30 protein-coding genes, 1 other RNA gene and 2 pseudogenes are annotated in these 21,641 nt (G+C 35.9%); 19 read left to right on the forward strand and 14 right to left on the reverse strand.

Features of this window, described 5'->3' with window-relative positions; translation table 11 throughout:
- Positions 1 to 367 precede the first annotated feature (367 nt).
- Complete coding sequence (locus Bandiella_RS01030; RefSeq protein ID WP_323733405.1) at positions 368 to 952, forward strand: IS6 family transposase; 585 nt, start codon at positions 368 to 370, stop codon at positions 950 to 952.
- Positions 953 to 988: 36 nt separating this feature from the next.
- On the opposite strand, the gene Bandiella_RS01035 is transcribed toward Bandiella_RS01030, so the two are convergent.
- The 5 genes from Bandiella_RS01035 to Bandiella_RS01055 form a co-directional block, all read right to left on the reverse strand.
- A complete protein-coding gene (locus Bandiella_RS01035) occupies positions 989 to 1,252 on the reverse strand; it encodes a hypothetical protein (RefSeq protein ID WP_323733044.1) in 264 nt (87 codons plus the stop codon).
- A 54-nt stretch (positions 1,253 to 1,306) separates the two neighbouring features.
- Positions 1,307 to 1,531 (reverse strand): transposase-like zinc-binding domain-containing protein, encoded by a 225-nt coding sequence (locus Bandiella_RS07415; RefSeq protein ID WP_407651253.1) that lies wholly within the window; start codon positions 1,529 to 1,531, stop codon positions 1,307 to 1,309.
- Positions 1,528 to 2,124 (reverse strand): MFS transporter, encoded by a 597-nt coding sequence (locus tag Bandiella_RS01045; protein ID WP_323733045.1) that lies wholly within the window; start codon positions 2,122 to 2,124, stop codon positions 1,528 to 1,530. The genes Bandiella_RS07415 and Bandiella_RS01045 overlap by 4 nt, the downstream gene beginning before the upstream one ends.
- Positions 2,100 to 2,594, reverse strand: a complete 495-nt coding sequence (locus Bandiella_RS01050; protein ID WP_323733046.1) for an MFS transporter — start codon at positions 2,592 to 2,594, stop codon at positions 2,100 to 2,102. Before Bandiella_RS01050 ends, Bandiella_RS01045 begins: the two co-directional genes overlap by 25 nt.
- A 155-nt stretch (positions 2,595 to 2,749) precedes the next feature.
- A complete protein-coding gene (locus Bandiella_RS01055) occupies positions 2,750 to 3,388 on the reverse strand; it encodes an O-methyltransferase (protein WP_323733047.1) in 639 nt (212 codons plus the stop codon).
- Between the two features lie 108 nt (positions 3,389 to 3,496).
- Between Bandiella_RS01055 and Bandiella_RS01060 the strand changes: the two genes are divergently transcribed.
- Positions 3,497 to 4,102, forward strand: a complete 606-nt coding sequence (locus tag Bandiella_RS01060; protein WP_323733048.1) for an NADH-quinone oxidoreductase subunit C — start codon at positions 3,497 to 3,499, stop codon at positions 4,100 to 4,102.
- Complete coding sequence (ubiA, locus tag Bandiella_RS01065) at positions 4,083 to 5,042, forward strand: 4-hydroxybenzoate octaprenyltransferase (protein ID WP_323733049.1); 960 nt, start codon at positions 4,083 to 4,085, stop codon at positions 5,040 to 5,042. Before Bandiella_RS01060 ends, ubiA begins: the two co-directional genes overlap by 20 nt.
- Positions 5,043 to 5,072: 30 nt before the next feature.
- Here ubiA and mraY read toward each other — a convergent pair whose 3' ends face one another.
- The 3 genes from mraY to map all read right to left on the reverse strand — a co-directional run bounded on the left by mraY (position 5,073) and on the right by map (position 7,958).
- Positions 5,073 to 6,161, reverse strand: a complete 1,089-nt coding sequence (gene mraY, locus Bandiella_RS01070; RefSeq protein WP_323733050.1) for a phospho-N-acetylmuramoyl-pentapeptide-transferase — start codon at positions 6,159 to 6,161, stop codon at positions 5,073 to 5,075.
- Positions 6,162 to 6,168: 7 nt separating this feature from the next.
- Positions 6,169 to 7,098: a DNA polymerase III subunit delta gene (gene holA / locus Bandiella_RS01075; RefSeq protein WP_407651254.1), complete on the reverse strand. Its 930-nt coding sequence runs from the start codon at positions 7,096 to 7,098 to the stop codon at positions 6,169 to 6,171.
- A gap of 65 nt (positions 7,099 to 7,163) precedes the next feature.
- Positions 7,164 to 7,958, reverse strand: coding sequence for a type I methionyl aminopeptidase (gene map, locus Bandiella_RS01080; RefSeq protein WP_323733052.1), 795 nt, complete (start codon positions 7,956 to 7,958; stop codon positions 7,164 to 7,166).
- A gap of 46 nt (positions 7,959 to 8,004) precedes the next feature.
- Between map and Bandiella_RS01085 the strand changes: the two genes are divergently transcribed.
- Both Bandiella_RS01085 and Bandiella_RS07420 read left to right on the forward strand, forming a co-directional pair.
- The gene (locus Bandiella_RS01085) at positions 8,005 to 8,610 is read left to right on the forward strand and encodes a COQ9 family protein (protein ID WP_323733053.1); all 606 of its coding nucleotides are present in this window, start codon (positions 8,005 to 8,007) and stop codon (positions 8,608 to 8,610) included.
- Positions 8,611 to 8,945: 335 nt separating this feature from the next.
- Positions 8,946 to 9,023, forward strand: a pseudogene (locus Bandiella_RS07420) (IS5/IS1182 family transposase); the annotation flags it as partial.
- Positions 9,024 to 9,077: 54 nt separating this feature from the next.
- On the opposite strand, the gene Bandiella_RS01095 reads toward Bandiella_RS07420, so the two are convergent.
- Complete coding sequence (locus Bandiella_RS01095) at positions 9,078 to 9,422, reverse strand: DDE-type integrase/transposase/recombinase (protein ID WP_407651255.1); 345 nt, start codon at positions 9,420 to 9,422, stop codon at positions 9,078 to 9,080.
- Positions 9,423 to 9,946: 524 nt separating this feature from the next.
- Here Bandiella_RS01095 and Bandiella_RS01100 point away from each other — a divergent pair.
- On the forward strand, positions 9,947 to 10,372 hold the full coding sequence (locus tag Bandiella_RS01100) for an IS1/IS1595 family N-terminal zinc-binding domain-containing protein (RefSeq protein WP_323732659.1): 426 nt from the start codon (positions 9,947 to 9,949) through the stop codon (positions 10,370 to 10,372).
- A complete protein-coding gene (locus Bandiella_RS07425; RefSeq protein WP_407651266.1) occupies positions 10,321 to 10,665 on the forward strand; it encodes an IS1 family transposase in 345 nt (114 codons plus the stop codon). Before Bandiella_RS01100 ends, Bandiella_RS07425 begins: the two co-directional genes overlap by 52 nt.
- Here the strand turns inward: Bandiella_RS07425 and Bandiella_RS01105 are convergent.
- Positions 10,662 to 10,925: pseudogene (locus tag Bandiella_RS01105) on the reverse strand (IS6 family transposase); the annotation flags it as partial. The gene Bandiella_RS07425 and the pseudogene Bandiella_RS01105 sit on opposite strands and share 4 nt — an antisense overlap.
- 119 nt (positions 10,926 to 11,044) lie before the next feature.
- On the opposite strand from Bandiella_RS01105, the gene Bandiella_RS01110 reads away from it, so the two are divergent.
- The 4 genes from Bandiella_RS01110 to lptB all read left to right on the forward strand — a co-directional run bounded on the left by Bandiella_RS01110 (position 11,045) and on the right by lptB (position 13,290).
- Positions 11,045 to 11,644 carry an HD domain-containing protein gene (locus tag Bandiella_RS01110; protein WP_323733054.1) on the forward strand — a complete coding sequence of 200 codons (600 nt, stop codon included), beginning with the start codon at positions 11,045 to 11,047 and terminating at the stop codon, positions 11,642 to 11,644.
- Positions 11,645 to 11,725: 81 nt separating this feature from the next.
- Positions 11,726 to 12,081, forward strand: an RNA gene (gene rnpB, locus Bandiella_RS01115) — RNase P RNA component class A.
- Between the two features lie 14 nt (positions 12,082 to 12,095).
- The gene (locus Bandiella_RS01120) at positions 12,096 to 12,593 is read left to right on the forward strand and encodes an LptA/OstA family protein (protein ID WP_323733055.1); all 498 of its coding nucleotides are present in this window, start codon (positions 12,096 to 12,098) and stop codon (positions 12,591 to 12,593) included.
- Positions 12,580 to 13,290: an LPS export ABC transporter ATP-binding protein gene (gene lptB, locus Bandiella_RS01125; protein WP_323733056.1), complete on the forward strand. Its 711-nt coding sequence runs from the start codon at positions 12,580 to 12,582 to the stop codon at positions 13,288 to 13,290. Before Bandiella_RS01120 ends, lptB begins: the two co-directional genes overlap by 14 nt.
- Positions 13,291 to 13,370: 80 nt before the next feature.
- Here the strand turns inward: lptB and Bandiella_RS01130 are convergent, their stop codons facing one another.
- Positions 13,371 to 14,009 (reverse strand): DUF2659 family protein, encoded by a 639-nt coding sequence (locus Bandiella_RS01130; protein WP_323733057.1) that lies wholly within the window; start codon positions 14,007 to 14,009, stop codon positions 13,371 to 13,373.
- 161 nt (positions 14,010 to 14,170) lie between these two features.
- On the opposite strand from Bandiella_RS01130, the gene Bandiella_RS01135 reads away from it, so the two are divergent.
- From Bandiella_RS01135 to hemA, 4 genes are all read left to right on the forward strand, one after another.
- Positions 14,171 to 14,707 (forward strand): DedA family protein, encoded by a 537-nt coding sequence (locus Bandiella_RS01135; protein ID WP_323733058.1) that lies wholly within the window; start codon positions 14,171 to 14,173, stop codon positions 14,705 to 14,707.
- 10 nt (positions 14,708 to 14,717) lie between these two features.
- Entirely contained in the window at positions 14,718 to 16,031 is a 1,314-nt protein-coding gene (locus tag Bandiella_RS01140; protein ID WP_323733059.1) for a sigma-54-dependent transcriptional regulator, read from the forward strand.
- A gap of 131 nt (positions 16,032 to 16,162) precedes the next feature.
- Entirely contained in the window at positions 16,163 to 16,456 is a 294-nt protein-coding gene (locus tag Bandiella_RS01145; protein WP_323733060.1) for a hypothetical protein, read from the forward strand.
- 26 nt (positions 16,457 to 16,482) lie between these two features.
- The gene (gene hemA, locus Bandiella_RS01150) at positions 16,483 to 17,691 is read left to right on the forward strand and encodes a 5-aminolevulinate synthase (RefSeq protein ID WP_323733061.1); all 1,209 of its coding nucleotides are present in this window, start codon (positions 16,483 to 16,485) and stop codon (positions 17,689 to 17,691) included.
- A gap of 16 nt (positions 17,692 to 17,707) precedes the next feature.
- Here the strand turns inward: hemA and Bandiella_RS01155 are convergent, their stop codons facing one another.
- The gene (locus Bandiella_RS01155; RefSeq protein WP_323733062.1) at positions 17,708 to 18,763 is read right to left on the reverse strand and encodes an ankyrin repeat domain-containing protein; all 1,056 of its coding nucleotides are present in this window, start codon (positions 18,761 to 18,763) and stop codon (positions 17,708 to 17,710) included.
- Between the two features lie 226 nt (positions 18,764 to 18,989).
- On the opposite strand from Bandiella_RS01155, the gene Bandiella_RS01160 reads away from it, so the two are divergent.
- On the forward strand, positions 18,990 to 19,394 hold the full coding sequence (locus tag Bandiella_RS01160) for an IS1 family transposase (protein WP_323732914.1): 405 nt from the start codon (positions 18,990 to 18,992) through the stop codon (positions 19,392 to 19,394).
- Here Bandiella_RS01160 and Bandiella_RS01165 read toward each other — a convergent pair.
- Positions 19,381 to 20,133, reverse strand: coding sequence for an AAA family ATPase (locus Bandiella_RS01165; RefSeq protein ID WP_323733063.1), 753 nt, complete (start codon positions 20,131 to 20,133; stop codon positions 19,381 to 19,383). The genes Bandiella_RS01160 and Bandiella_RS01165 overlap by 14 nt on opposite strands.
- On the opposite strand from Bandiella_RS01165, the gene Bandiella_RS01170 reads away from it, so the two are divergent.
- Positions 20,018 to 20,275, forward strand: a complete 258-nt coding sequence (locus Bandiella_RS01170; protein ID WP_323733430.1) for a transposase-like zinc-binding domain-containing protein — start codon at positions 20,018 to 20,020, stop codon at positions 20,273 to 20,275. The genes Bandiella_RS01165 and Bandiella_RS01170 overlap by 116 nt on opposite strands.
- Positions 20,276 to 20,280: 5 nt before the next feature.
- On the opposite strand, the gene Bandiella_RS01175 is transcribed toward Bandiella_RS01170, so the two are convergent.
- Positions 20,281 to 21,044, reverse strand: a protein-coding gene (locus Bandiella_RS01175; RefSeq protein ID WP_323732779.1) for an IS5 family transposase whose coding sequence is annotated in 2 segments (ribosomal slippage) — positions 20,281 to 20,672 and positions 20,672 to 21,044 — 765 coding nt in all. Because the reading frame shifts where the segments join, the coding sequence is not laid out codon by codon here.
- A 46-nt stretch (positions 21,045 to 21,090) separates the two neighbouring features.
- Between Bandiella_RS01175 and Bandiella_RS01180 the strand changes: the two genes are divergently transcribed.
- Positions 21,091 to 21,327 (forward strand): hypothetical protein, encoded by a 237-nt coding sequence (locus Bandiella_RS01180; RefSeq protein ID WP_323733064.1) that lies wholly within the window; start codon positions 21,091 to 21,093, stop codon positions 21,325 to 21,327.
- Positions 21,231 to 21,599, forward strand: coding sequence for an IS1 family transposase (locus tag Bandiella_RS01185; protein ID WP_323733367.1), 369 nt, complete (start codon positions 21,231 to 21,233; stop codon positions 21,597 to 21,599). Before Bandiella_RS01180 ends, Bandiella_RS01185 begins: the two co-directional genes overlap by 97 nt.
- Positions 21,600 to 21,641 lie beyond the last annotated feature (42 nt).

Consider the following 21,641-nt stretch of genomic DNA (forward strand, 5'->3'; position numbering starts at 1 on the left):
ATTTAAAATCGCTAAGCGCTCTTTAATCAGCTCTTGGAATGCATGAAGTTGATAACACAAGCACAAATATTATCAATATTGAAATAACATATGTCAGAGGCAATATGGTACCGTTAAAAGAGTATCCTATAATTGCCACAGCAATTGCGACGGCACCGTCAAGTTAAAAAAGTTGAGGTGCAAAAGGTATTGAGAGAAGAGGGAAAAAATAGTAAATTGGAGCAAAATAAAAAATAATAGAAAAACAATGGAAGAAAGAGCGAGCAGATACAGATATCCAATGGTGATAATAGGACATGCAGTTTGGTTGTACCACAGATTTAATTTGAGTTATAGAGACGTAGCAGAAGAGTTGTTATAAAGGGGTATAGAAGTAAGCCATGAAACGATAAGAGCATGGTGTATTAAATTTGGAAAAAGGTTTTTAGATATAATCAAGAAGAAGCAGAGGAAAGTAAAGGATAAATGGCATTTGGATGAGATGAGCATTAAAATTAACGGTAAATATTTTATTTTGTGGAGAGCTGTAGATGAAGATGGATATGAGATAGATGTCTTCCTACAGACCAGACGTAATAAAAAGTCTGCGATAAGGTTTTTATCAAGATTATTACAATCAAATCCAGTACCCAGAGTAATCGTGACAGATAAATTAAAAAGCTATACCAAACCTATAAAAGAAATGTGCCCTAAAACAGAGCATAGGCGCCATAAAGGATTAAATAATAGGGTTGAAAATGCACACCAACCAACACGCAGGAAAGAGAAATGCCTAATAAAATTCAAATCTCCTTCTGGGGTACAGCAAACTCTTTCTTTGATGGGAAAAATAAGGAACATATTTTCAGTAGATGTGGGCAGGTATATTAACAGTTCTAGCAAGCAAAAAGAAATGTTTTTTGAAGCTAAATCTATTTGGGATCACGCCGCTCAATCCATAGCTGCTGCATAATTTTCAAAAAGATGCTCTGTCACGCCCTTACCTCCATTAACTTGACGGTGCCATTTTAATGCTCATCTCATCCAAATGCCATTTATCCTTTACTTTCCTCTGCTTCTTCTTGATTATATCTAAAAACCTTTTTCCAAATTTAATACACCATGCTCTTATCGTTTCATGGCCTACTTCTATACCCCTGTATAACAACTCTTCTGCTACGTCTCTATAACTCAAATTAAATCTGTGGTACAACCAAACTGCATGTCCTATTATCACCATTGGATATCTGTATCTGCTCGCTCTTTCTTCCATTGTTTTTCTATTATTTTTTATTTTGCTCCAATTTACTATTTTTTCCCTCTTCTCTCAATACCTTTTGCACCTCAACTTTTTTAACTTGACGGTGCCTGCCAGAGCCTTCATCTCTGGCGAACAGCCTCTTAATTTAGTGCTTGTAAAATTACATCCACACTCTTTGCATTTATACCTTTGCATACCCCTAATATTACCATTCTTAACGTATTTACTGCTACTGCATTTTTTACACTCTGTATTCATATTTCTATTTTCTTTGTTGCTCGCTATATTCATTTTAGCATCTTATCTATCTTATGGCAACACTCCCTTATAAATAAAGAAACCAGACTTTCTGTATTAGTAAGCCAATACGGAATAATTGGTAAGAAAAGGAAAAATATACCAATCGCTACAGCAGTTATTTTTAAAGGATGATACTTTTTCACAAAACTTATCATCAATATGCCCATTACTATAGTGCATGAGGAAACCTTTAGATTCTGATTAATCACTTTAGCAGCAGTCATACCTAAAGATTCTTTCATGAACCCACCAAGATATACATAAGTAGTATGAACAGACACTGCTACAATCATTGCGGTAAAAATATAACCCAATAATGCTCTTTTATCTATTTTTTCCTTATAAACAGAGAGGGGGTATTCAATCCCTAAGTTTTGTTTAAGCACCTCAGTTTTAATTTTCATTCTGCGTTTAAAATCAGAAAAGTCAGGTGTTTCTCTTAATCTTATTCTTGCAAACAAGCCAATCACAGCTATAACTGCTCCAATGTAAAATGCTAATCTCCAATTAAGGCCTGCTGAAATAGAAAACAAAGCAACGGCCAGAGCAAACATGCCACCTAATCGTGCAGCAATGGCAAGCACTCCACATGCCATGCCATATATCTGTGAGGTGGCTTAAAAATTTCCGATAAATAAAGTGACGCTCCCATCACTTCTCCCAATGATGAAAACCCCTGTAACATTCTACATACCATCACTATAATCGTTGCTGTTATGCCTATTTCTGCATAAGTTCCTACTGTTGCCATCATCAGGCACGATGTAGCCATGATTAATGTGGTGATAACTATAGTTGCCTTTCTACCAATCTCATCTCCGATCCATCCAATGACAAACCCTCCAATTGGTCTTAAAACAAAAGTCATAACAATAGCTAAAGCCCCCATTAGTTTAGCAGTAGTTGGATTGTCTTGCGGGAAGAACAGTCCATTCAAAAGAACGGCCATATGAACGTATAGCATTAAGTCAAAGTACTCAAGAAAAGTACCAATTGACAGAAGGGCTACGGCTTCTTTTTGCTGTCTGCTCAACTTACTGGCGTTGTTAGTCATATTTCTTCCTATATCATGTTAAAAAGAAGCCTTTTAACGCTCAATATTACGCCACTTCAAACATTAGACACAACACACCCTAATTTCTCAATAATACTTCACATTTGCTTCCGGATACAACTATACATAAGTTTGACATAAATTCAACCATCATTTTATATTTTGATAGCTACTGTTAATCCCTCATTTGTTGGGAAAATCAGACTTCTATATTTTTCCGTATCGCTAATTTCCATGTTAAATTTTTTCATAGCTTCTTGCATCTCACCGGGTTGACTGTCATATACCCCACCAAACAGCAAAGTATTATCGGCTATTATTAACCCTCCTTTTCTTAATAAAGTATAGGATAAATTCAGGTATGCTGGATAATCGACTTTTTTCGCATCTATAAAAACTGCGTCCAATTGATAGTCCAGCTCTAAACCTTTCAGATAGGTGGCTCCATCTGCGTTAATTGTTATAATTTTATCTTTAAATTTGGTGGTGGCGAAATTTTTCTTTGCGATTTCAAAATTTTCTTTACTCTTTTCAATGGTAATAACTTTGCCGTCCTCAGGAAGAACAGATGCAATCCAACAACATGAGTAACCAACCAAGGTTCCAATTTCAAGGACATATTTTGCCTTGTGAATCGCCAATATCATGCTAACTAATTTGCCTTCTTCTGGGCTTAATTGTATACCTTTTTTCTCCCCAGCTGTTTGAAAAACATCTGAAAAAGCTGCCTCTTCTTTGCAGTATAGTGACCTTATGTATTGCTGTCTTTTTGTTGTGTCTTCAGTCCGTGCCATTACTTATATTTTAATCCATTTTTTGAATAGTGAAACTATACCATATATAATTTGCAGAAATTTTCAATCTTTGCTAGTCTTCGAAAAATAAACAATGTCGTTGGATTGATGCAAGATATAGCCAAACTACACAAAGATTTAATTGAAGATCAAAGTCTAAAGATGATTATCGAGGAAATTGAAGAAAAAAACGGGGAGCTATCGGTGAAAATTCGCGCTGAACACTTAACAACTTTTTTGTTCCAAATGCGTGATGGGATGCAATATTTATTCAAAGTATTACTGGATGTGTGCGCAGTTGACTACCCAGGTAACGACAAAAGATTTGTTATAGTATATCACCTATTAAGCATAGAGCATAACTTGCGAATAAGAGTAAAGGTTTGGGTAAATGAGGATGATTTTGTACCAACAATCAAAGATATATTCAGCTCATCTCACTGGTATGAAAGGGAGGTATGGGATATGTATGGCATTTTGTTTATTGGTAATGATGATTTAAGGAGGATTTTAACTGATTATGGCTTCTCGGGATATCCTATGAGGAAAGATTTTCCACTAACTGGTTACGTGGAAGTCAGGTATGATGCTGCCAAACAAGGCGTGGTGTATGAAAGTGTTAAGTTAGCACAAGAATATAGAAATTTTGACTGTAAAAGCCCATGGGAAGGCGAAGATTATATATTGCCTGGTGATGAAAAAGCAAGTAAGTAACCGATTCCAAAAAATAGTCACAAAGTGTAACAACTTAATAAGCTCAGTTGGACAAAAAAGCCATAATCTTTTTTTGCAATTACACCACTGTTGTAATAGTTCTCCGTATGCAAGACTTATGCGTTTGCATGAGCCTGTTGGTATTTTGTTGGTTTTGCTCCCAGTCCTTTGGGCTTTGGTTGCCGCTTCTTCAAATGTTTTTCAGTTTATGTTGTGGCTACCCATCTTCATTATAGGTGCAGTGGCCACACGAAGTGCTGGATGCATATTGAACGATATTGTGGATCGGGAAATTGATAAGTATGTTGAAAGAACTAAAAAGAGACCCCTTACAAATGGCGAACTGTCAGTTATTCAGGCTAAAAAATTTGTTATTATCCCTGTTGGCGTGTCACTTATCATATTGTTATTTTTACCAATCAAAGCAATATTTTTTGGGATTTTGGCGGGGGTGCTTACTGCACTGTATCCTTTCGCAAAGAGATATAGTAATTTTCCACAAATTTTTCTTGGACTTATTTTTAATTTAGGCGTGTTTATTGCATGGTTTACGATCCAAGATTATTTATCCTTTGTTCCAATTTTAATTTATATCGCAGCCGTGCTTTGGACAATAGGCTATGATACAATTTACGCACATCAAGATAAGCAATATGATAGAAAAATCGGCGTGAAGTCCATGGCAATTACTTTACAAAACCAAACTAAAGAAGTAGTGAGATACCTATATAGAATGGCAATATTGCTATTGGGATTGGCTGGTTTAAACTTAAATCTTAATGCTGTTTTTTTTCTTTTGATATTTTTGGTATCATTAAAGCTGAATGAACAAATTGATGATGTTGAGCTTGACTCGCCAACGGACTGCAAAAATAAGTTCTACAGCAATGTTGATTACCAGCTAATAATCCTCTTAGCTTTTACGCTGGGCGAGATATAGCGCAATAACTGACGATGCTAATCCTTGGAATTATCTGATTTTAAGGCTTGCAAGCCCTATCAAAGCAAATATTATCGCTAAAATCCAAAATCTAATCACTATAGTTGGTTCAGACCATCCAATTTTTTCAAAATGATGGTGTATTGGCGCCATTTTAAATATTCGTTTTCCCCTCAGTTTAAAAGAGTATACTTGTAAGATAACAGAAATGGCTTCAAAAACAAAGACAAACCCAGTTATAAACAGTATAATCTCGTGTTTTGTAATGATACTGATAATTCCAACCACAGCGCCCAAAGCAAGACTGCCAGTATCTCCCATAATGACTTTTGCAGGGGGTGCATTATACCATAAAAACCCCAATCCTGCACCAATCAAAGCTGAACAAAACACCATGATTTCTCCAGAATTCTTTATGTAAGCAATCTTTAAATAATTAGCAAACACAATATTCCCAGTTAGGTATGCAATTATGGCAAAGAATGCGGATATTATGATAATTGGACCTATAGCCAATCCATCCAGCCCATCAGTAAGATTAACAGCATTAGACGAACCAACAACAACGCACATAGTAAAAATAAAATAAAACACCCCCATATCTAGCATTAAGTTTTTAAAGAAAGGGAAAAATATTGTGGTAGAATGGTTTGCAGTGCTGATCTTACTAACCGTAAAAACCACTATAAGGCTTAAAATCAACTGCAAAGAGAACTTCAACTTAGCTGATAAACCTTTGGAGTTATTAAACTTTAGCTTCTTGTAATCGTCAATCCCGCCTATCAAACCAAATGCTATCAAAGCGAAATTCAATAGCCAAATATAACTATTACCTATATTTCCCCATAATATGGTAGATGCTAATACTGCCAATATAATTAGTATCCCGCCCATGCATGGAGTCCCCTTTTTAATTATAAGATGGTTCTGCGGACCATCTTCCCTAATGGGTTGCCCATGCTTCTGAAATGATGAAAGAAAACTTATAAATCGACTACCAAAAATTAGCATGATTAAAAAAGAGGTAAACAACGCTGCCCCACTTCTGAATGTAATGTATTGGAACACATTGAAAAATGATGAATATTTTATTAAGAAATCAGCAATAATTTGTAACATAAGCCTTCTACTCTACTTTCTGGATTATATAATTGTATAGTAATGTATTTGGATTAAAACTTGTAAATTTGCAACTAATTTCAAGCTGAATTAATTCATTCATTATCTGGATCGCATTCCCATAACTCATATTATTGCACATCTCAACAAGAATGGCTTTTTCCTTGAAAAATACTGGTGGCCTTAGATTGTTAATAATTGCATCTGTCTTGATTTTTTTATCTTGCTCCTCTTTCTTTACATAAAGTACTTTGGCAAATTGATTTTGCAACATCCTTATAACACTAATGTAGTTAATCCCCTCACCTTCCATTCTTCTTAGCTGCTCCAGCATTTTCTTCTGATCTTTAAATACAATACTTGAACATAAGTTGATACAGGAAAAGTCCTTAACACCCGCCAAAATTTTTTCAATAATTTCAATTGTTAATTCTTCCTCCCCCAAATATTGGACCATTTTTTCAAGCTCATTCTGTGCCAAAAGAACGTTGTCCGGCAGATAATTGACTATAATCTGTGGGATCTCTCTTTGATACCTCACCCCGTGGCTCTTAAGAAATTTGTCAACAAAAATGGTCATGTACCTAACATCCAGTTTATAGCAGCTAATAAGACATGTATTATTAAGAGACTCTAGTTCCTTATATGTTTTCGAGGATTTCTTCAGCCCATCTCCCTGTATGATCAACAAATAATCGCTATTTCTGCTTTTTATAACTTCAAGCATTTCTTTCTTTATGGTATCACCCGCACTTTTTATTATAATAGCCTTTTTTTGCGAAAATAATTGTAGTGATTGCAAGCTATTTCGTAATATGGAAACGTCTTTTTGCAAATCACTATAATGAAATGTGTCTGTATAATATTTCTCATCACCAAAATACTTTTTTAGCAGCTTATCAGTTGCACACACCACTTGGCCAAAATCATCACCCACAAGCAAAAAACAATATGCAGTTTCAGATTTGGCTATATAGTCATCTATTTGAGCAAAATTTATATTCATACGTAAGATGGGAGAGTATAATTCTTGGGGGATTTTGTGAATATCTCATGCCCGTCATCTGTAACTCCAATTGTGTGTTCGAATTGTGCAGAAAGTGAGTTATCCTTTGTTACAACCGTCCAACCGTCTTGTAATAAATGTGTTTGATATCCCCCAACGTTTATCATTGGTTCAACTGTGAAAAACATGCCCTTTTGCAGAATTAAATCGTTCTTTTTGTCATAATAATGCAAAACGCTAGGTGCTGTATGGAACTTTCTCCCTATTCCATGCCCACAGTAGTCTCTTACGGTAGAATACCCAAAGCCTTCAATATATTCCTGAATTGTCCTACCAATTTCATAAAGCGGAACACCTGGTTTTATAATCTCAATACCACGCATCATTGCTTCATATGTGAAGTTCACCAGTCTTTTCGCCTTCAATGAGATTTTTTTGCCCACAAAATACATTCTGCTTGTGTCACCATGCCAGCCATCTAATATGACAGTAACATCTATATTTAGTATATCGCCTTCCTGCAGCTTTTTATCCCCTGGTATTCCATGGCAAACAACATGGTTAACTGAGGTGCAAATTGACTTTGGGAATCCTCTGTAATTCAATGGAGCAGGAATCGCTTTATTCTCAATGATTTTGTCATGACATAATGTATTGAGCTCATCAGTAGTAATACCTGGCTTTACATAATCAGTAATATAGTCAAGTACTGAAGCAGCTAATACCCCTGCTTTTCTCATACCTTCAAAATCTTCTTCTTGATGGATTATTACATTGTTCTCGTATTTCATGCGTTTTTATTGTAGAATTGGTCAGTAGTAAAAAGTCATTTATTATATGACAGAGCACATCAGCCACTTAAAGCAAAAAGTGTTATCATCAGTTATTGGGATACTACCTTATGAACCTTTTGATGGCAATATAATTTCTAAAGCTTGTGCAGATATGGGGCTTGAGCCACAATATGGAGATTTACTTTTTCCCAATGGAAGGATGGGGGTGCTTGAGATGTTCCGGGATAGCATAGACCAACAAATGACAGAAAGAGTTAATAATGAGCTTGAGCAAATAAACAGCATAACTTCCAGAATATATGAGGCAATAAAAATTAGGCTTGAAATTCTAGCTGAATATAAAATTGCCATTTCTAAAATCAATACGTTCTTTAGTACTCCATGGAACCATCATAAGCTTTATCCATACACCTGGCATAGCATTAATTTGATATGGAGAGTTGCTGGTAAAGACAAATCTACAGACTTTAATTATTATACTAAAAGAGGATTGTTAACAGCTATATATTTATCAACCGTGTTGTATTGGATTTCGGATGATTCAGAAGATTTTAGTGATACACAAAACTTCTTAAGAAGGAAACTACGCTTGGTAGGAAAGATAGGTGGGAAAATACACTCCTTACGAAGATCAAGGAAACGTGGCTGAGTATACTCCGATAACTTGAAAAATTGGCGTCGTCATACTTCGGATTTCGCATAACGTTTAGGTACATATGTACGCGCCTCATGCTCATCGCTTGTATTCCTAGCTCTTTTCCAAGTTCTCTCTCGTCTATAAATTTGCCAACCCCTGATTTACTAGAGGTATATACGTTGCTTTTGAAACCAGAGAATCTAAATTGATTTCGTTATAAACTCAAAATTCAAATTTAAATTTTTATTGACATAAAAGTTATTATGTAATCCAATGTCATGTAGTAATAACTAGGGGCTGTTATGGATAAAGACTACTATTCAATTTTAAAGTTCAGAGTGTTAGCCAAAGATAGATATAAAATAAGGCATATTGTAGAAAACACCTTTCTTCATCTTAAAAGATGGAGGGGAATTGCAACCAGATAGGCACCGTCAAGTTAATGGAGGTAAGGGCGTGACAGAGCATCTTTTTGAAAATTATGCAGCAGCTATGGATTGAGCGGCGTGATCCCAAATAGATTTAGCTTCGAAAAACATTTCTTTTTGCTTGCTAGAACTGTTAATATACCTGCCCACATCTACTGAAAATATGTTCCTTATTTTTCCCATCAAAGAAAGAGTTTGCTGTACCCCAGAAGGAGATTTGAATTTTATTAGGCATTTCTCTTTCCTGCGTGTTGGTTGGTGTGCATTTTCAACCCTATTATTTAATCCTTTATGGCGCCTATGCTCTGTTTTAGGGCACATTTCTTTTATAGGTTTGGTATAGCTTTTTAATTTATCTGTCACGATTACTCTGGGTACTGAATGTGCGCCGGGCATGAGGTAAGAGCAAAGGGTTCAAGTCCCTTATGGGCTGAGATAGAGCGGTCCATTAGCTGAGGCAAGGTTAACTTCGTGAGGAGTTGGCTGAAGGAAGCTGACGGCAAAGTAAGGCTGAAACGAACAGAAACTTGGTAGTAGGCCGTTATAACTGGGCAACCTAGCATTAACTGGAATAGCCCGCCTCTATGCGGAAGTGTATAGCGGTAAACCAAGTTCAGCCTTATGGAGGTCTTGCATCTTACCCCGGGAGGCCTTTTATCTAGCTTGAGTATAAGCTACTTTGCTAGCAATAGTAGAGGACAGGATAAAAGGAGTCAGCAGAAGGCATAGTACTTAAGAGAATCGGTACCTCTCTTGAGGAAGGCCTGAATTAGATTTGTTAGGTACTGGAATTTTAATTTTGGAGTTATATGGTAGCAAAAGATAGCAATACCATCCACGGAGGGAGTGTTTTAAAAGGGATAGGAAAGAAGAAAAGAATGTGATATAAGGAGAGGGAAGGAAAAAAAAGAAAGGGAAAAATGGAGAAAATAGAATGTAAATATTGCAAAGGGAAAGGGGTATCAAAAAATGGATATGCAAGGAAAAAGCAGAGATACAAATGTAAGAGTTGTAATAAAAACTTTACAGAAGGAGATGGTAGGAAGAATTGGAAATATGGTAATAAAGAGAGGAGCATGGTGATAAAGATGTATCTAAATAACTGCGGAATTAGGAGGATAGCTCACATATTAAATATCCCGTTAAGTACAGTATTTTATTGGATCAAACAAGCAGGGAAAGTAGTAGATGAGATGGTGACGAATCAAAAGATAGAGGGAGATAAGAGGCGTATAGAGATATTAGAGATGGATGAGCTATATACATACGTCAAAAAAAAGAGAATAAAACAAGAATATGGACTGCTGTCGATAGGGACAGATTCAAAACTGTTGCGTTTAAAGTAGGTTCAGGTGATAAAGAAAATTACGTAGATTTAGCTCGTGAGCTAGGAGAAAAATACCAAATTCGTTATATGTGTACAGATGGGTATGAGGTCTATTGTCATTATAAAATTGCTCAAATACATCTGCAGACAAAGTCTGAAACTTGTTTGGTTGAGAGCTTCAATTCCTCCTTAAGGGATATGCTTGCTAGATTAAATCGCAAGACTAAACGCTTTAGCAAGTGTTCTGAAATGCTAAGATTATCCCTTGTTTTATTTTTTAACAAAGCTTTAGCTCTTTCTATCTATTTATGAACACTCCCGTTAATTTTAATGCTCATCTCATCCAAATGCCATTTATCCTTTACTTTCCTCTGCTTCTTCTTGATTATATCTAAAAACCTTTTTCCAAATTTAATACACCATGCTCTTATCGTTTCATGGCTTACTTCTATACCCCTGTATAACAACTCTTCTGCTACGTCTCTATAACTCAAATTAAATCTGTGGTACAACCAAACTGCATGTCCTATTATCACCATTGGATATCTGTATCTGCTCGCTCTTTCTTCCATTGTTTTTCTATTATTTTTTATTTTGCTCCAATTTACTATTTTTTCCCTCTTCTCTCAATACCTTTTGCACCTCAACTTTTTTAACTTGACGGTGCCAATGTAAACACCAACAAAAGTTGATGAATATCATATTAAACAAAGCTAAACAGGAGAACAAAGAGCTGAACATTCCGATGATAAGAAAAGCCATTACATTTGCTAAGAAATGGCATGCTGGACAGAATCCTCGAGACAATGGGGAACCGTTTTATTCCCACCCGTTTGCAGTTGCTGAGATTATGACAGAATTTTATTTAAAAACCGATGTAATAATAGCTGCAATACTTCATGATGTTGTGGAGGACAGTGACTGCACGGTTGAGTTGATAGAAAAAGAGTTCAATCCACGTGTTGCCCAAATTGTTTGCAGATTAACCAATAAAAAACAGGTTGAGAATGGTAAAACAATTGAAAAGCTGAGTTTAAAAGAAGTGGTGGATAAACTGCATGAAACTGGTGATCATGAAGCTTTGCTCATCAAAGAAATCGATAGGTTGCACAATTTGGAAACCATTGGGGCCAGGTCAGAGGGCAAACAAGTCAATGAGGCGCAAAACACCCAAGAATATTTAATCCCAATTGTGGCGCATGTTGGGGATGAGCTGAACATATCTCATGCGTTTAAACTGGAAAATAAGTTATTTAAGTACTGCCGTGATATTTGGCGCAAACGAAAATAAACTAAAAACTTTATTTGGCAATAAAGTGAAAACTTAAATTCCATATGGATTTTTTAGCGAAATTGATTTATCCTCGGACTTGCAGGTAGCTAGATGGTTGCTGTCATTTGAAAATGACAGAGGAAAGTCTGGGCTTCATGGAATTATAGAGTTGGATAACGTCCAGCGAAGGTAACTTCAGGGAAAGTGCCACAGAGAATGTACCGCCTAAGCTATTAGGTAAGGGTGAAAAGGTGGGGTAAGAGCCCACCAGCTTTCTAGCAATAGAAAGTGTTTGGTAAACCCCTCTAGAAGCAAGACCAAGCAGCACTTATATGGTAGATTCCAAACAAGAGTGCGGGTAGGTTGCTAAAATTTAGTGGCAACATTAAATTAAGATGAATAACCATCGGATATAATCATATCTACAGAACCCGGCTTATAGGCTGCCTGCCGTGAACAAATGTATTATATGTTAAAGAAAGGATTCCTAATTGCGCTTTGCCTATTTTTTCCCTCAAGCCAAATTTTTGCTTTTGACTTGAAGAATGGAGACATTGATATTCAAGCTGATAGCCTAAAAATTCTTATTGATGAAAACAGGGCTGAGTTTATTGGAAATGCCGTAGTTAAACAGGGTTTGCTCACTGTTAAAGCAGATAAATTGGATTTGTTTTTCCAAAAAAATCAATTTGAACGGATAACTTTCTTTCAAAATATAAAAGTTTACATGGGTGGCCAAGTTGCACAGGGCGATATGGCACAGTACTCAAAAAACGACCCTATATTTAGGCTAACAGGCAATGTACGTTTAATTCAAAACAACAATGAAATTCACGGAGATTTGTTTACCTATAATATAAAAACTCAAGAAGCCAAAATAAAGACAAAAAAGAATGCGATAACACCGCAAAAAAACCGCGTTAAAGCGAAATTTAATTTTAGTTCAAAAAAAGATGTTGGTAGCTGAAAATTTATGTAAGATTTATTCTAAGAGAAATGTTGTAAAAAACGTGACTTTTTCTATCCAGAAATCTGAGATAGTTGGTTTGCTTGGGCCAAATGGATCAGGAAAATCCACTTCATTTTACATGTTAGCAGGCCTGATTAAACCAGACCACGGTAAAGTGTTCCTCAATGGAATTGAAATCACACACTTATCGCTTGCAGCTCGTGCTAAATTAGGTATAGCTTATCTACCGCAAGAAAGCTCTATTTTTAGAGGCATGACAGTGTCTGAGAATATCATGACAGTTTTAGAAATAACGGAAAAAGAGCAATTCACAAAAGAACAAAGGTTAGAAGAATTACTGGCAGAATTTTCAATAGAACACCTACGTTCTGCAAATGCGGTATCTCTCTCAGGCGGGGAGAGAAGAAGGTTAGAAATTGCCAGATGCGTTGCGATGGAGCCAAAATACATATTACTTGACGAGCCCCTAGCAGGTATTGACCCAATCGCGATTGATAATCTGGTAGAGTTGATTAAACAATTAAAAGCACGCGGTATAGGAATTTTAATAACAGACCACAACGTCAAGGAGGCGTTATCCTTAATTGATAGGGCATATATTCTATATAACGGAGAGGTTATAGCTTGCGATAGTAGCGATAAAATAGTTCAAAATAATCAAGTGAGACACATTTACCTTGGGAAGAACTTTTAGTGTAATCCGCGTCTTTTAAAAGATCAAACATTTAATCTATCGGAGTAAAACTATCTATCGTACCTTCTCATTATTTCTTATTATTGTGTTGCCGCCCTTCTTTGGATAATTCTGGCCAAGTTGATCAACAAAGATGGTGCCTTGGTATCCGTAATTATAAAATTTATTTCTGCTTTAGCTCTGTCTTTATCCCCTTCACTTATAAGTAAAGCGGCTTTTTCAAGCCTTGCAACGTCTTTGAAATATATTGAGTTTTTCAGATATTCGTCAAATAACCCTATGGCATTTTTATTATTAGCCACATTTGCGGCAACTTTTGTTCTAATCAGCATCAATTTTGCATAGTCTAAGTGGAAAACTTCAACATTCCTGTTTTTTATAAGCTGTTCGTAATAATAAATTGCCTTGGTAAAGTCGCCTTTATCAACATAGAGCGCAGCCAACTGTAGTTGAGCTAAACTTGAATATATCGTATTCCTCCCCTTAAAAGCTTCTAGTTTGATTATTCTATCGGCTTTTTTCGCAGAGAGTGCGTCATTGTACATTGTGGCCTCTTCTAAATTTAAATTTTGCTGATAGTTCTGCCACCACAAATTCAATATCAAAGCTAAAATACCTGAGAAAGCTAAATATGCAAAATACCTACCATACTTTTTATAAAAAAAAGCAATCTTCTCGATTTGCACGTCTTGCTTTGCTTCATCCAAAATATCTACCATTTGATATACTCATGTTGTCTTTTTTTTTAATTTCTCTATATTAAGCTATAAGATCGAAAAATAACACCTTTTTTTCAAAAATGTTCTCTGGATTTATCGAAACAACCCTAAAAATTATACTAGAGTTTGTTGAGACATTCGGGTACTTAGGCGTGTTTTTTATGACATTGTTGGAAAGTACGTTTCTTCCAATCCCAAGTGAATTAACCTTAATACCAGCCGGTTACCTCATATCCAAAGGCACGATGCATGTTACTCCAACATTATTTGCAAGCGTGACTGGCACATTACTTGGCTCATTAATCAATTATATGATTGCATATTATTTTGGAAGGAAGCTCTTTATAAACTACGGAAAATACTTCTTTATAAAGCCTGGTCAATTGCATTCTTTAGAGTTATTTTTCAACAAGTATGGAGCTGTATCGACTTTTTTTGGCAGAATGCTGCCAGGAATCAAACATTTTATTTCATTTCCAGCTGGACTTGCAAGAATGAATATTAGGCTTTTTTGCACATATACAGTACTTGGTAGTTTTATATGGGTATCTTTTCTATTATATCTTGGACGAGTAATAGACGAAAATGAGGAATTAATTTCAAAATATATCAGCCGGTTTAATTTTTTTATTATCTTCATCGTTGTTTTGACTATTATTTTAGCTTATACAAAGGGTAGGAATAAAAAGAAACGTTGATCAGATCAATATGACGGATATTTTAGTTGTTGATGATGAGATAGACATAGGGGAGTTGATTAAAGATATCATCGAGGACGAGTTAACACTAAAAACAAGCTTTGTACTTAACTCATCCGCAGCCCTAGAAACGCTAAAAAAAACATCTCCAAAAGCAATTATTCTTGATGTTTGGTTGGAAGGAAGTGATATGGATGGACTGGGTTTGCTCAAACTAATCAAGGAAAAGTACAAAGATATTCCCGTTATTGTTATAAGTGGTCACGGGAACATTGAAACGGCAGTAAAAGCAATAAAATGGGGAGCATACGATTTCATTGAAAAACCCTTTAAATCTGAAAAATTGATACTAACAGTTAAAAGAACTATAGAAAATGCTGATCTAAAGCAATGCAATACCCAGCTTAATCAGAAAAATGATCTTGCCTCCTTGATTGGCAAAAGCAAACAGATAATTGAGATTAAAAATAAAATCACATCGAATTCCACAGATAATGTTAGGACATTGATTCGCGGGGAAGTAGGTGTGGGAAAAGAAAGATTGGCAAAGTTGATACACAATTACTCTAACTTAGCAGAAAAGCCGTTTTTTCAAGTTAACCTAGAAAGTCATCCAGAGGAAGAACTGGAAGCACTCCTGTTTGGTTCAGACAACTCTAGGTCTATATTTGAAAAAGCAAAAGGAGCAACATTGTACCTCAACAATATATCGGCACTTTCCTCAAGGATGCAAACTCAATTGCTTCGATGCATTAACAATTTACAAACCAATCAGAGCAGATGTCGAGTAATATGCTCCTCAATAGTTGATATTAAACAGCTAGTTGTTCTGAATCAATTTAACCCTGACCTATATCAAAGACTGTCTAGTATGGAATTGTATATTCCACCATTACGAGATAGAAAACAAGACATTGAGCCCATTACTAATTATTACATCAATCAATTTGCAAGCAGTTATGGCATTGCGCACATCAAAGTGGATGATGGTGCTTACTCAAAACTTATTGAATATGATTGGCCTGGCAATATAATGGAATTGAAAAATTTTATTGAAAACTTAGTAATAAAACTAACAATATCTGGCAGTTGCGAGTTGAACTCTGGAGATATAAGTTTTACCATACCTAAGGTCAACCAATCTGGAGCTGAGTGCAATACCAATTTTTACGATAAAAATCTAAAAGAAGCAAAAAAGGCTTTTGAGAAACAATATATCGGGTTTCAACTGCAAAAATTTGGTGGCAATATTTCGCAAGTAGCAAAGTTCATTGGGATGGAAAGACCAGCGCTTCATAAAAAAATGCGAGATTTGGATTTATAACTCCCCTAACGTGTGTGTTCAACTAAAGAAAAATATTTATTTTCAATAACCTGCATTTTATGCTTGATTATGTTACGTAAATTATGTATTTATCTTGTAAGATATATAACTAATAGTTTACAGTTCTGATCATGTCTGAAAAAATAATGAATGTCCTGCATGTAATTCCTTTTTTTATTATAATCGCTTTAGAGGTTTGGAGCTTTATGCGTAAAAAAAGCACGAAAAATCAAGCTGGGGTTAACATGTCCGCTACATTCTTGCTATTGAGTGCTGTTGGCATAGCTTCTGGATTTGGATTACATCATAGTCACTCTGCTGGAGAAATCATAGGGTCTTGCTATGTATGCTTTGGGTATGCTGCTGTTCTAACAGTTGTTGCATATAGAATTATGCAAGATTCAAAAGTTGCGAAGAAAGCTTAGTCTTAGACTTGTTGCATCAATAAATAATGAATATTACTGAATACTTTTCTTCAGCTCTAAAAAAAATAAAAGCTGAAGGAAGGTATAGGGTATTTACTGAGCTAAAAAGCTCTCCCTCAAACAGTCCAATCTCTGTAAATGTTGTTACCGGTAAAAATGTTGTTGTGTGGTGCAGCAATGACTATTTGTCTATGAGTAAGCATCCTGAAGTTATCAGCGCACTTGCCCAGGGAGGATATGAATATGGGGTTGGATCTGGTGGAACAAGGAATATATCTGGAAACAGCCATGCTGTGGTTGAAGTTGAGAAAGAAATAAGCAATCTACACAACAAGGAAAGAGCACTTGTGTTTACTTCTGGATATGTTGCAAATCAAGCCACTTTATCAACAATCTCTAAGATCATACCCAATTGCGTTATATTTTCAGATCAAAATAACCATGCGTCAATTATTTATGGGATCAAAGAGAGTGGCCTAGAGAAAGTAATTTTCAAACATAACGATGCGAAGGATTTAGAGACTAAATTAATGGGGTACCCTCTTAGTACTCCAAAACTTATTGTCTTTGAGTCTGTATATTCAATGTCGGGCAGCGTGCCCCCTATAATGGAATTTTGCAGATTAGCAAAAAAATTTAATGCACTGACGTACGTAGACGAAGTTCATTCTGTTGGTATATATGGAAGGGAAGGGGCTGGAATGTGCGAAGAACTAGGTGTTCAAGATGAGGTAGACATTATACAAGGGACTTTCGCAAAAGGTTATGGAGTTATAGGTGGTTATATCGCATCAAAAAACGACATTGTAGATAGCATTAGAAGCTATGCTCCTGGTTTTATATTCACCACATCACTCCCACCTGCGATTGCGAATTCTATACTTACCAGTATACGCTATCTAAGAAAAAGTGACGCAGAACGTTTGGCGCTAAAACATGTCGCTACCAAGCTTAAATCTCAATTAAACAAAGCTCGCATCAACTTTTTACATAATAATACCCACATCGTGTCTATCATGATAAAAGACGCAGTCACTTGCCAAAGTGTATACAAGGAGTTAATCGATACTTACGGAATGTATGTCCAGGGAATTAATTTCCCAACTGTGCCAAAAGGCCAAGAAAGGTTAAGAATCACCCCTAATCCACTCCACACTGACGAAATGATTGACCATTTAGTCACATCTCTTGTCCATGTCTTGAAAAAATTCAACGTAGATAGTTATCTCCCTTGAAGTTGTCCGCTGTCTACTATAGTTCAAAATTTGCAGAATAGTCTTGGTGGATAGTCAGTTCTTGTACGGAATTTTGATGTTTGCATAGGGTTATAACTACATCTTCGGAGTATCTACTCTCGCTACTGTATGCAAAGTAAGGAATAAGCACGCTGCCTATAGCCTGAACATTAGAAGCGCATTCAGATCCTAACGTGATATAAGCATCTTTATCCTGATCTATATATTTTTTAAACCCTATTAACGAACCACTTTCGATCGAAGTGTATTTGCTATAGCCTTCACAAATATGATTGGAGAGGAATTGATGTACTTTTCCTGCAACATCTATAGTGAAATATATAACAGTGGTTGGAAATAGTATGCCCAACGTAAAACTAGTTCCGGGGTTAAGCAGGCTATTCTCAGGAAAAAATTTTGGTACAGATGATATTGCCGCCATTATAGGGAACATAGTCAGGTAAAACAAGTTTATGTACTGATTGCAAAACATACAAGTTGTAGGCCAAGGTTTATATAATGCAGTAAGTTCATACCCGTAATCTTTTAATATATCGACCACTCCAGTATTATTCGCCAAAGCTGCGTAATCTAAAGGTGTTAATTCTGCTATTTTATCCTGCGTGGATAGCAGTTTTATATCGCAATATTTTAATAAAGTTTGGAAGACTTCATGGTTTTTTAAACTAGCAGCAATATGAAAAAAGTTAAAGTTTTCATCTTCGCATTTTAAGCTTGGTTCAGACTGAAATATTGACTCCACAGCCCTTGCGTCGCTGGACTTTATGTTTTGCACTATTCGCGCTATCATCACATCGTACTTTAATTTGCCAAGCCATGTTTTTAATAACGACTTTTCATTGTCTAATAAAGTACCTTTTAACAATGCTTCTTTTTGCAATCTTTCTAACTGATCTCTGATGGTGATTGCAAATATCTCCTGTATTTCAGCGTTTGGTATACTTAAATAATAGCTGTTCTCTTCTTTTCTTGCCGTTAAATAGCCAGAATACACCAACAAATGCGATGCAATTTTCTCATTATCTGCGTATCCCCTAGAATTGACTTCCACCAAAGAGACATGTCTGGAGAATTCAAAAATCTCCTCGTGTTCAATTGAGATTCTACTTAATTTTTGAACAAATGTACTATTGACTATATGGGAGTGTTGCCATAAGATAGATAAGATGCTAAAATGAATATAGCGAGCAACAAAGAAAATAGAAATATGAATACAGTAAAAAGATACCAAGACCAACAGTGCCGGAAGAATTGAGAGAAGTTGAAATAGATGAGATGTGGCATTTTGTAGATTCAAAAAAAACAAATTATGGATATGGAAAGCCTATAGTAGGGAGCTCAAGAGAGTTGTTGCCTGGGTGGTTGGTAAGCGTAACGTTACAACCTTTAGAAAATTGTGGAAAATCATAAGTAGAGATAATTGCACTTATTACACAGACGATTGGTCTGTTTATTCAGAGGTTATACCTCGCCATCAACATGTTGTTGGCAAACAACATACACTCTCAATTGAGTCCAATAACTCAAACACAAGGCACAGAATTGCAAGAATGACCAGAAAAACAAAGGTAGTTTCAAAATCTGAAGAAGTTGTCGATCTTACGATTAAGCTCTGGCTACATTTTGAGGATAACAATAATTTCCTAAGTGAGCAGGGCAATTTTATATCTATCTTTGGCTAACACTCTGGACTATATTTTTCTCCAGAATATTACTCAATATAGTTGCAACACCACTCTCAGCCCAATAGCATTTTGGGCTGAATTCTCCTGCATTATACGCATTACTCATATAGTTCACTACTGCCCAAGGAGTGTAAACATGGAGCTTCTCTCCAAACCCCACCGGAACTGAATATCCGTCATACCAGGCTTTGATGTTTTCACGTACAGTCATTTTCTCTGCTTCTGTAAAGCCCAATTTTGTTATCATCTCTCCAACTTCAGCTTCGGAAAAGCCAAAATGTTTGCTATATTTAGACTCCATTATGCTAGAAGGGATAATATTGTTGAAACCTGAATATCCCTCCTTTTTTAGGGGATCAAATATGCCAATCAAAACTATTTTCTCTAATGCTCTGTTGCCTTTGCCACATGCGGCGAGTATGCCAGTAATTAATTCGGCTGTTTGCTCCATTAAACTCTCATTCTGTGTATAAAGAGACTTTTCTAGAAGATGGTTAAGAGGATTGTCATACTCGTCAACCAATATATATACTCTTTGTCCATAATGCTTCTCTAGCAACTCACTTAAAAATCTTAAACTATTTTTGGGAGTGTTGCCATAAGATAGATAAGATGCTAAAATGAATATAGCGAGCAACAAAGAAAATAGAAATATGAATACAGAGTGTAAAAAATGCAGTAGCAGTAAATACGTTAAGAATGGTAATATTAGGGGTATGCAAAGGTATAAATGCAAAGAGTGTGGATGTAATTTTACAAGCACTAAATTAAGAGGCTGTTCGCCAGAGATGAAGGCTCTGGCAGTGTTATTGTACAGCATGGGGAAAAGTAGCTTTAGATGGCTAGGGAAATTATTTAAAGTAGCTCATACTAGATAATGTCGTCATGAGATTTTAAGCCAAAGAGATAAGCATCTAATCTGAATTGCGGCAAGAAAAGAAGCTGAATTTTTAGCATATCTGGTTGCAATTCCCCTCCATCTTTTAAGATGAAGAAAGGTGTTTTCTACAATATGCCTTATTTTATATAAATCTTTATTGTATTTTCTCTGGGTGATTCTGTTCTTTTTAGGAGGAATAACAACTCTCATGCCCAATTCTTGGGCATGGTCAATTATGTAATTAACATCGTACCCTCTGTCGGCTAGTAAGTACTCAGCTTTCATCTCTTCAATAAGATTAACAGCCTGCTTGCAATCAGCTTCTGAGCCTTTTGTGATAATAACTTTGAGTGGCATACCATGTGAATCCACGGCAAGGTGAATCTTTGTATTGAGCCCCCTTTTGTACGACTCATATCTTGATTGCCGCCTTTTGCACCTGAAGCATGTGGATGCACTTTACTATGACTTGCGTCTATCATTAACCATTCCATATCAGGTTCTTTCACAAATATCTCCAATAAAGCCTCCCATATCCTTTTGTCTCTCCATCTGCAAAATCTTTTATGTGTATTTTTCCATCCTCCATATTCTGAAGGCAAATCTCTCCAGGGAGAACCTGTTCTTAATATCCAAAATACTGCGTTAATGAATCTTCTGTTATTATGTGCCAAACCTCCCCACGTACCCTCCCTTCCTGGCAAATGATCCTTTATCAAATCCCACATATTATCTGTTATATCATGCCTATGTAGCCCTAAATCCATTTTTACTCCTGATTTATCTTTTCTTTCATATTATACCACAAATCTCATGACGACACTATCTAGCGTATATAAGTGGATAATACTGTATGCTAAAAAGATACCAAGACCAACAGTGCCGGAAGAATTGAGAGAAGTTGAAATAGATGAGATGTGGCATTTTGTAGATTCAAAAAAAACAAATTATGGATATGGAAAGCCTATAGTAGGGAGCTCAAGAGAGTTGTTGCCTGGGTGGTTGGTAAGCGTAACGTTACAACCTTTAGAAAATTGTGGAAAATCATAAGTAGAGATAATTGCAGTTATTACACAGACGATTGGTCTGTTTATTCAGAGGTTATACCTCGCCATCAACATGTTGTTGGCAAACAACATACACTCTCAATTGAGTCCAATAACTCAAACACAAGGCACAGAATTGCAAGAATGACCAGAAAAACAAAGGTAGTTTCAAAATCTGAAGAAGTTGTCGATCTTACGATTAAGCTCTGGGTACATTTTGAGGATAACAATAATTTCCTAAGTGAGCAGGGCAATTTTATATCTATCTTTGGCTAACACTCTGGTTTTTAGATGGATGAAAATCTTTCACATACACAA

The sequence above is a fragment of the Candidatus Bandiella woodruffii genome (genome assembly GCF_034359465.1).
Classification (GTDB): domain Bacteria; phylum Pseudomonadota; class Alphaproteobacteria; order Rickettsiales; family Midichloriaceae; genus NDG2.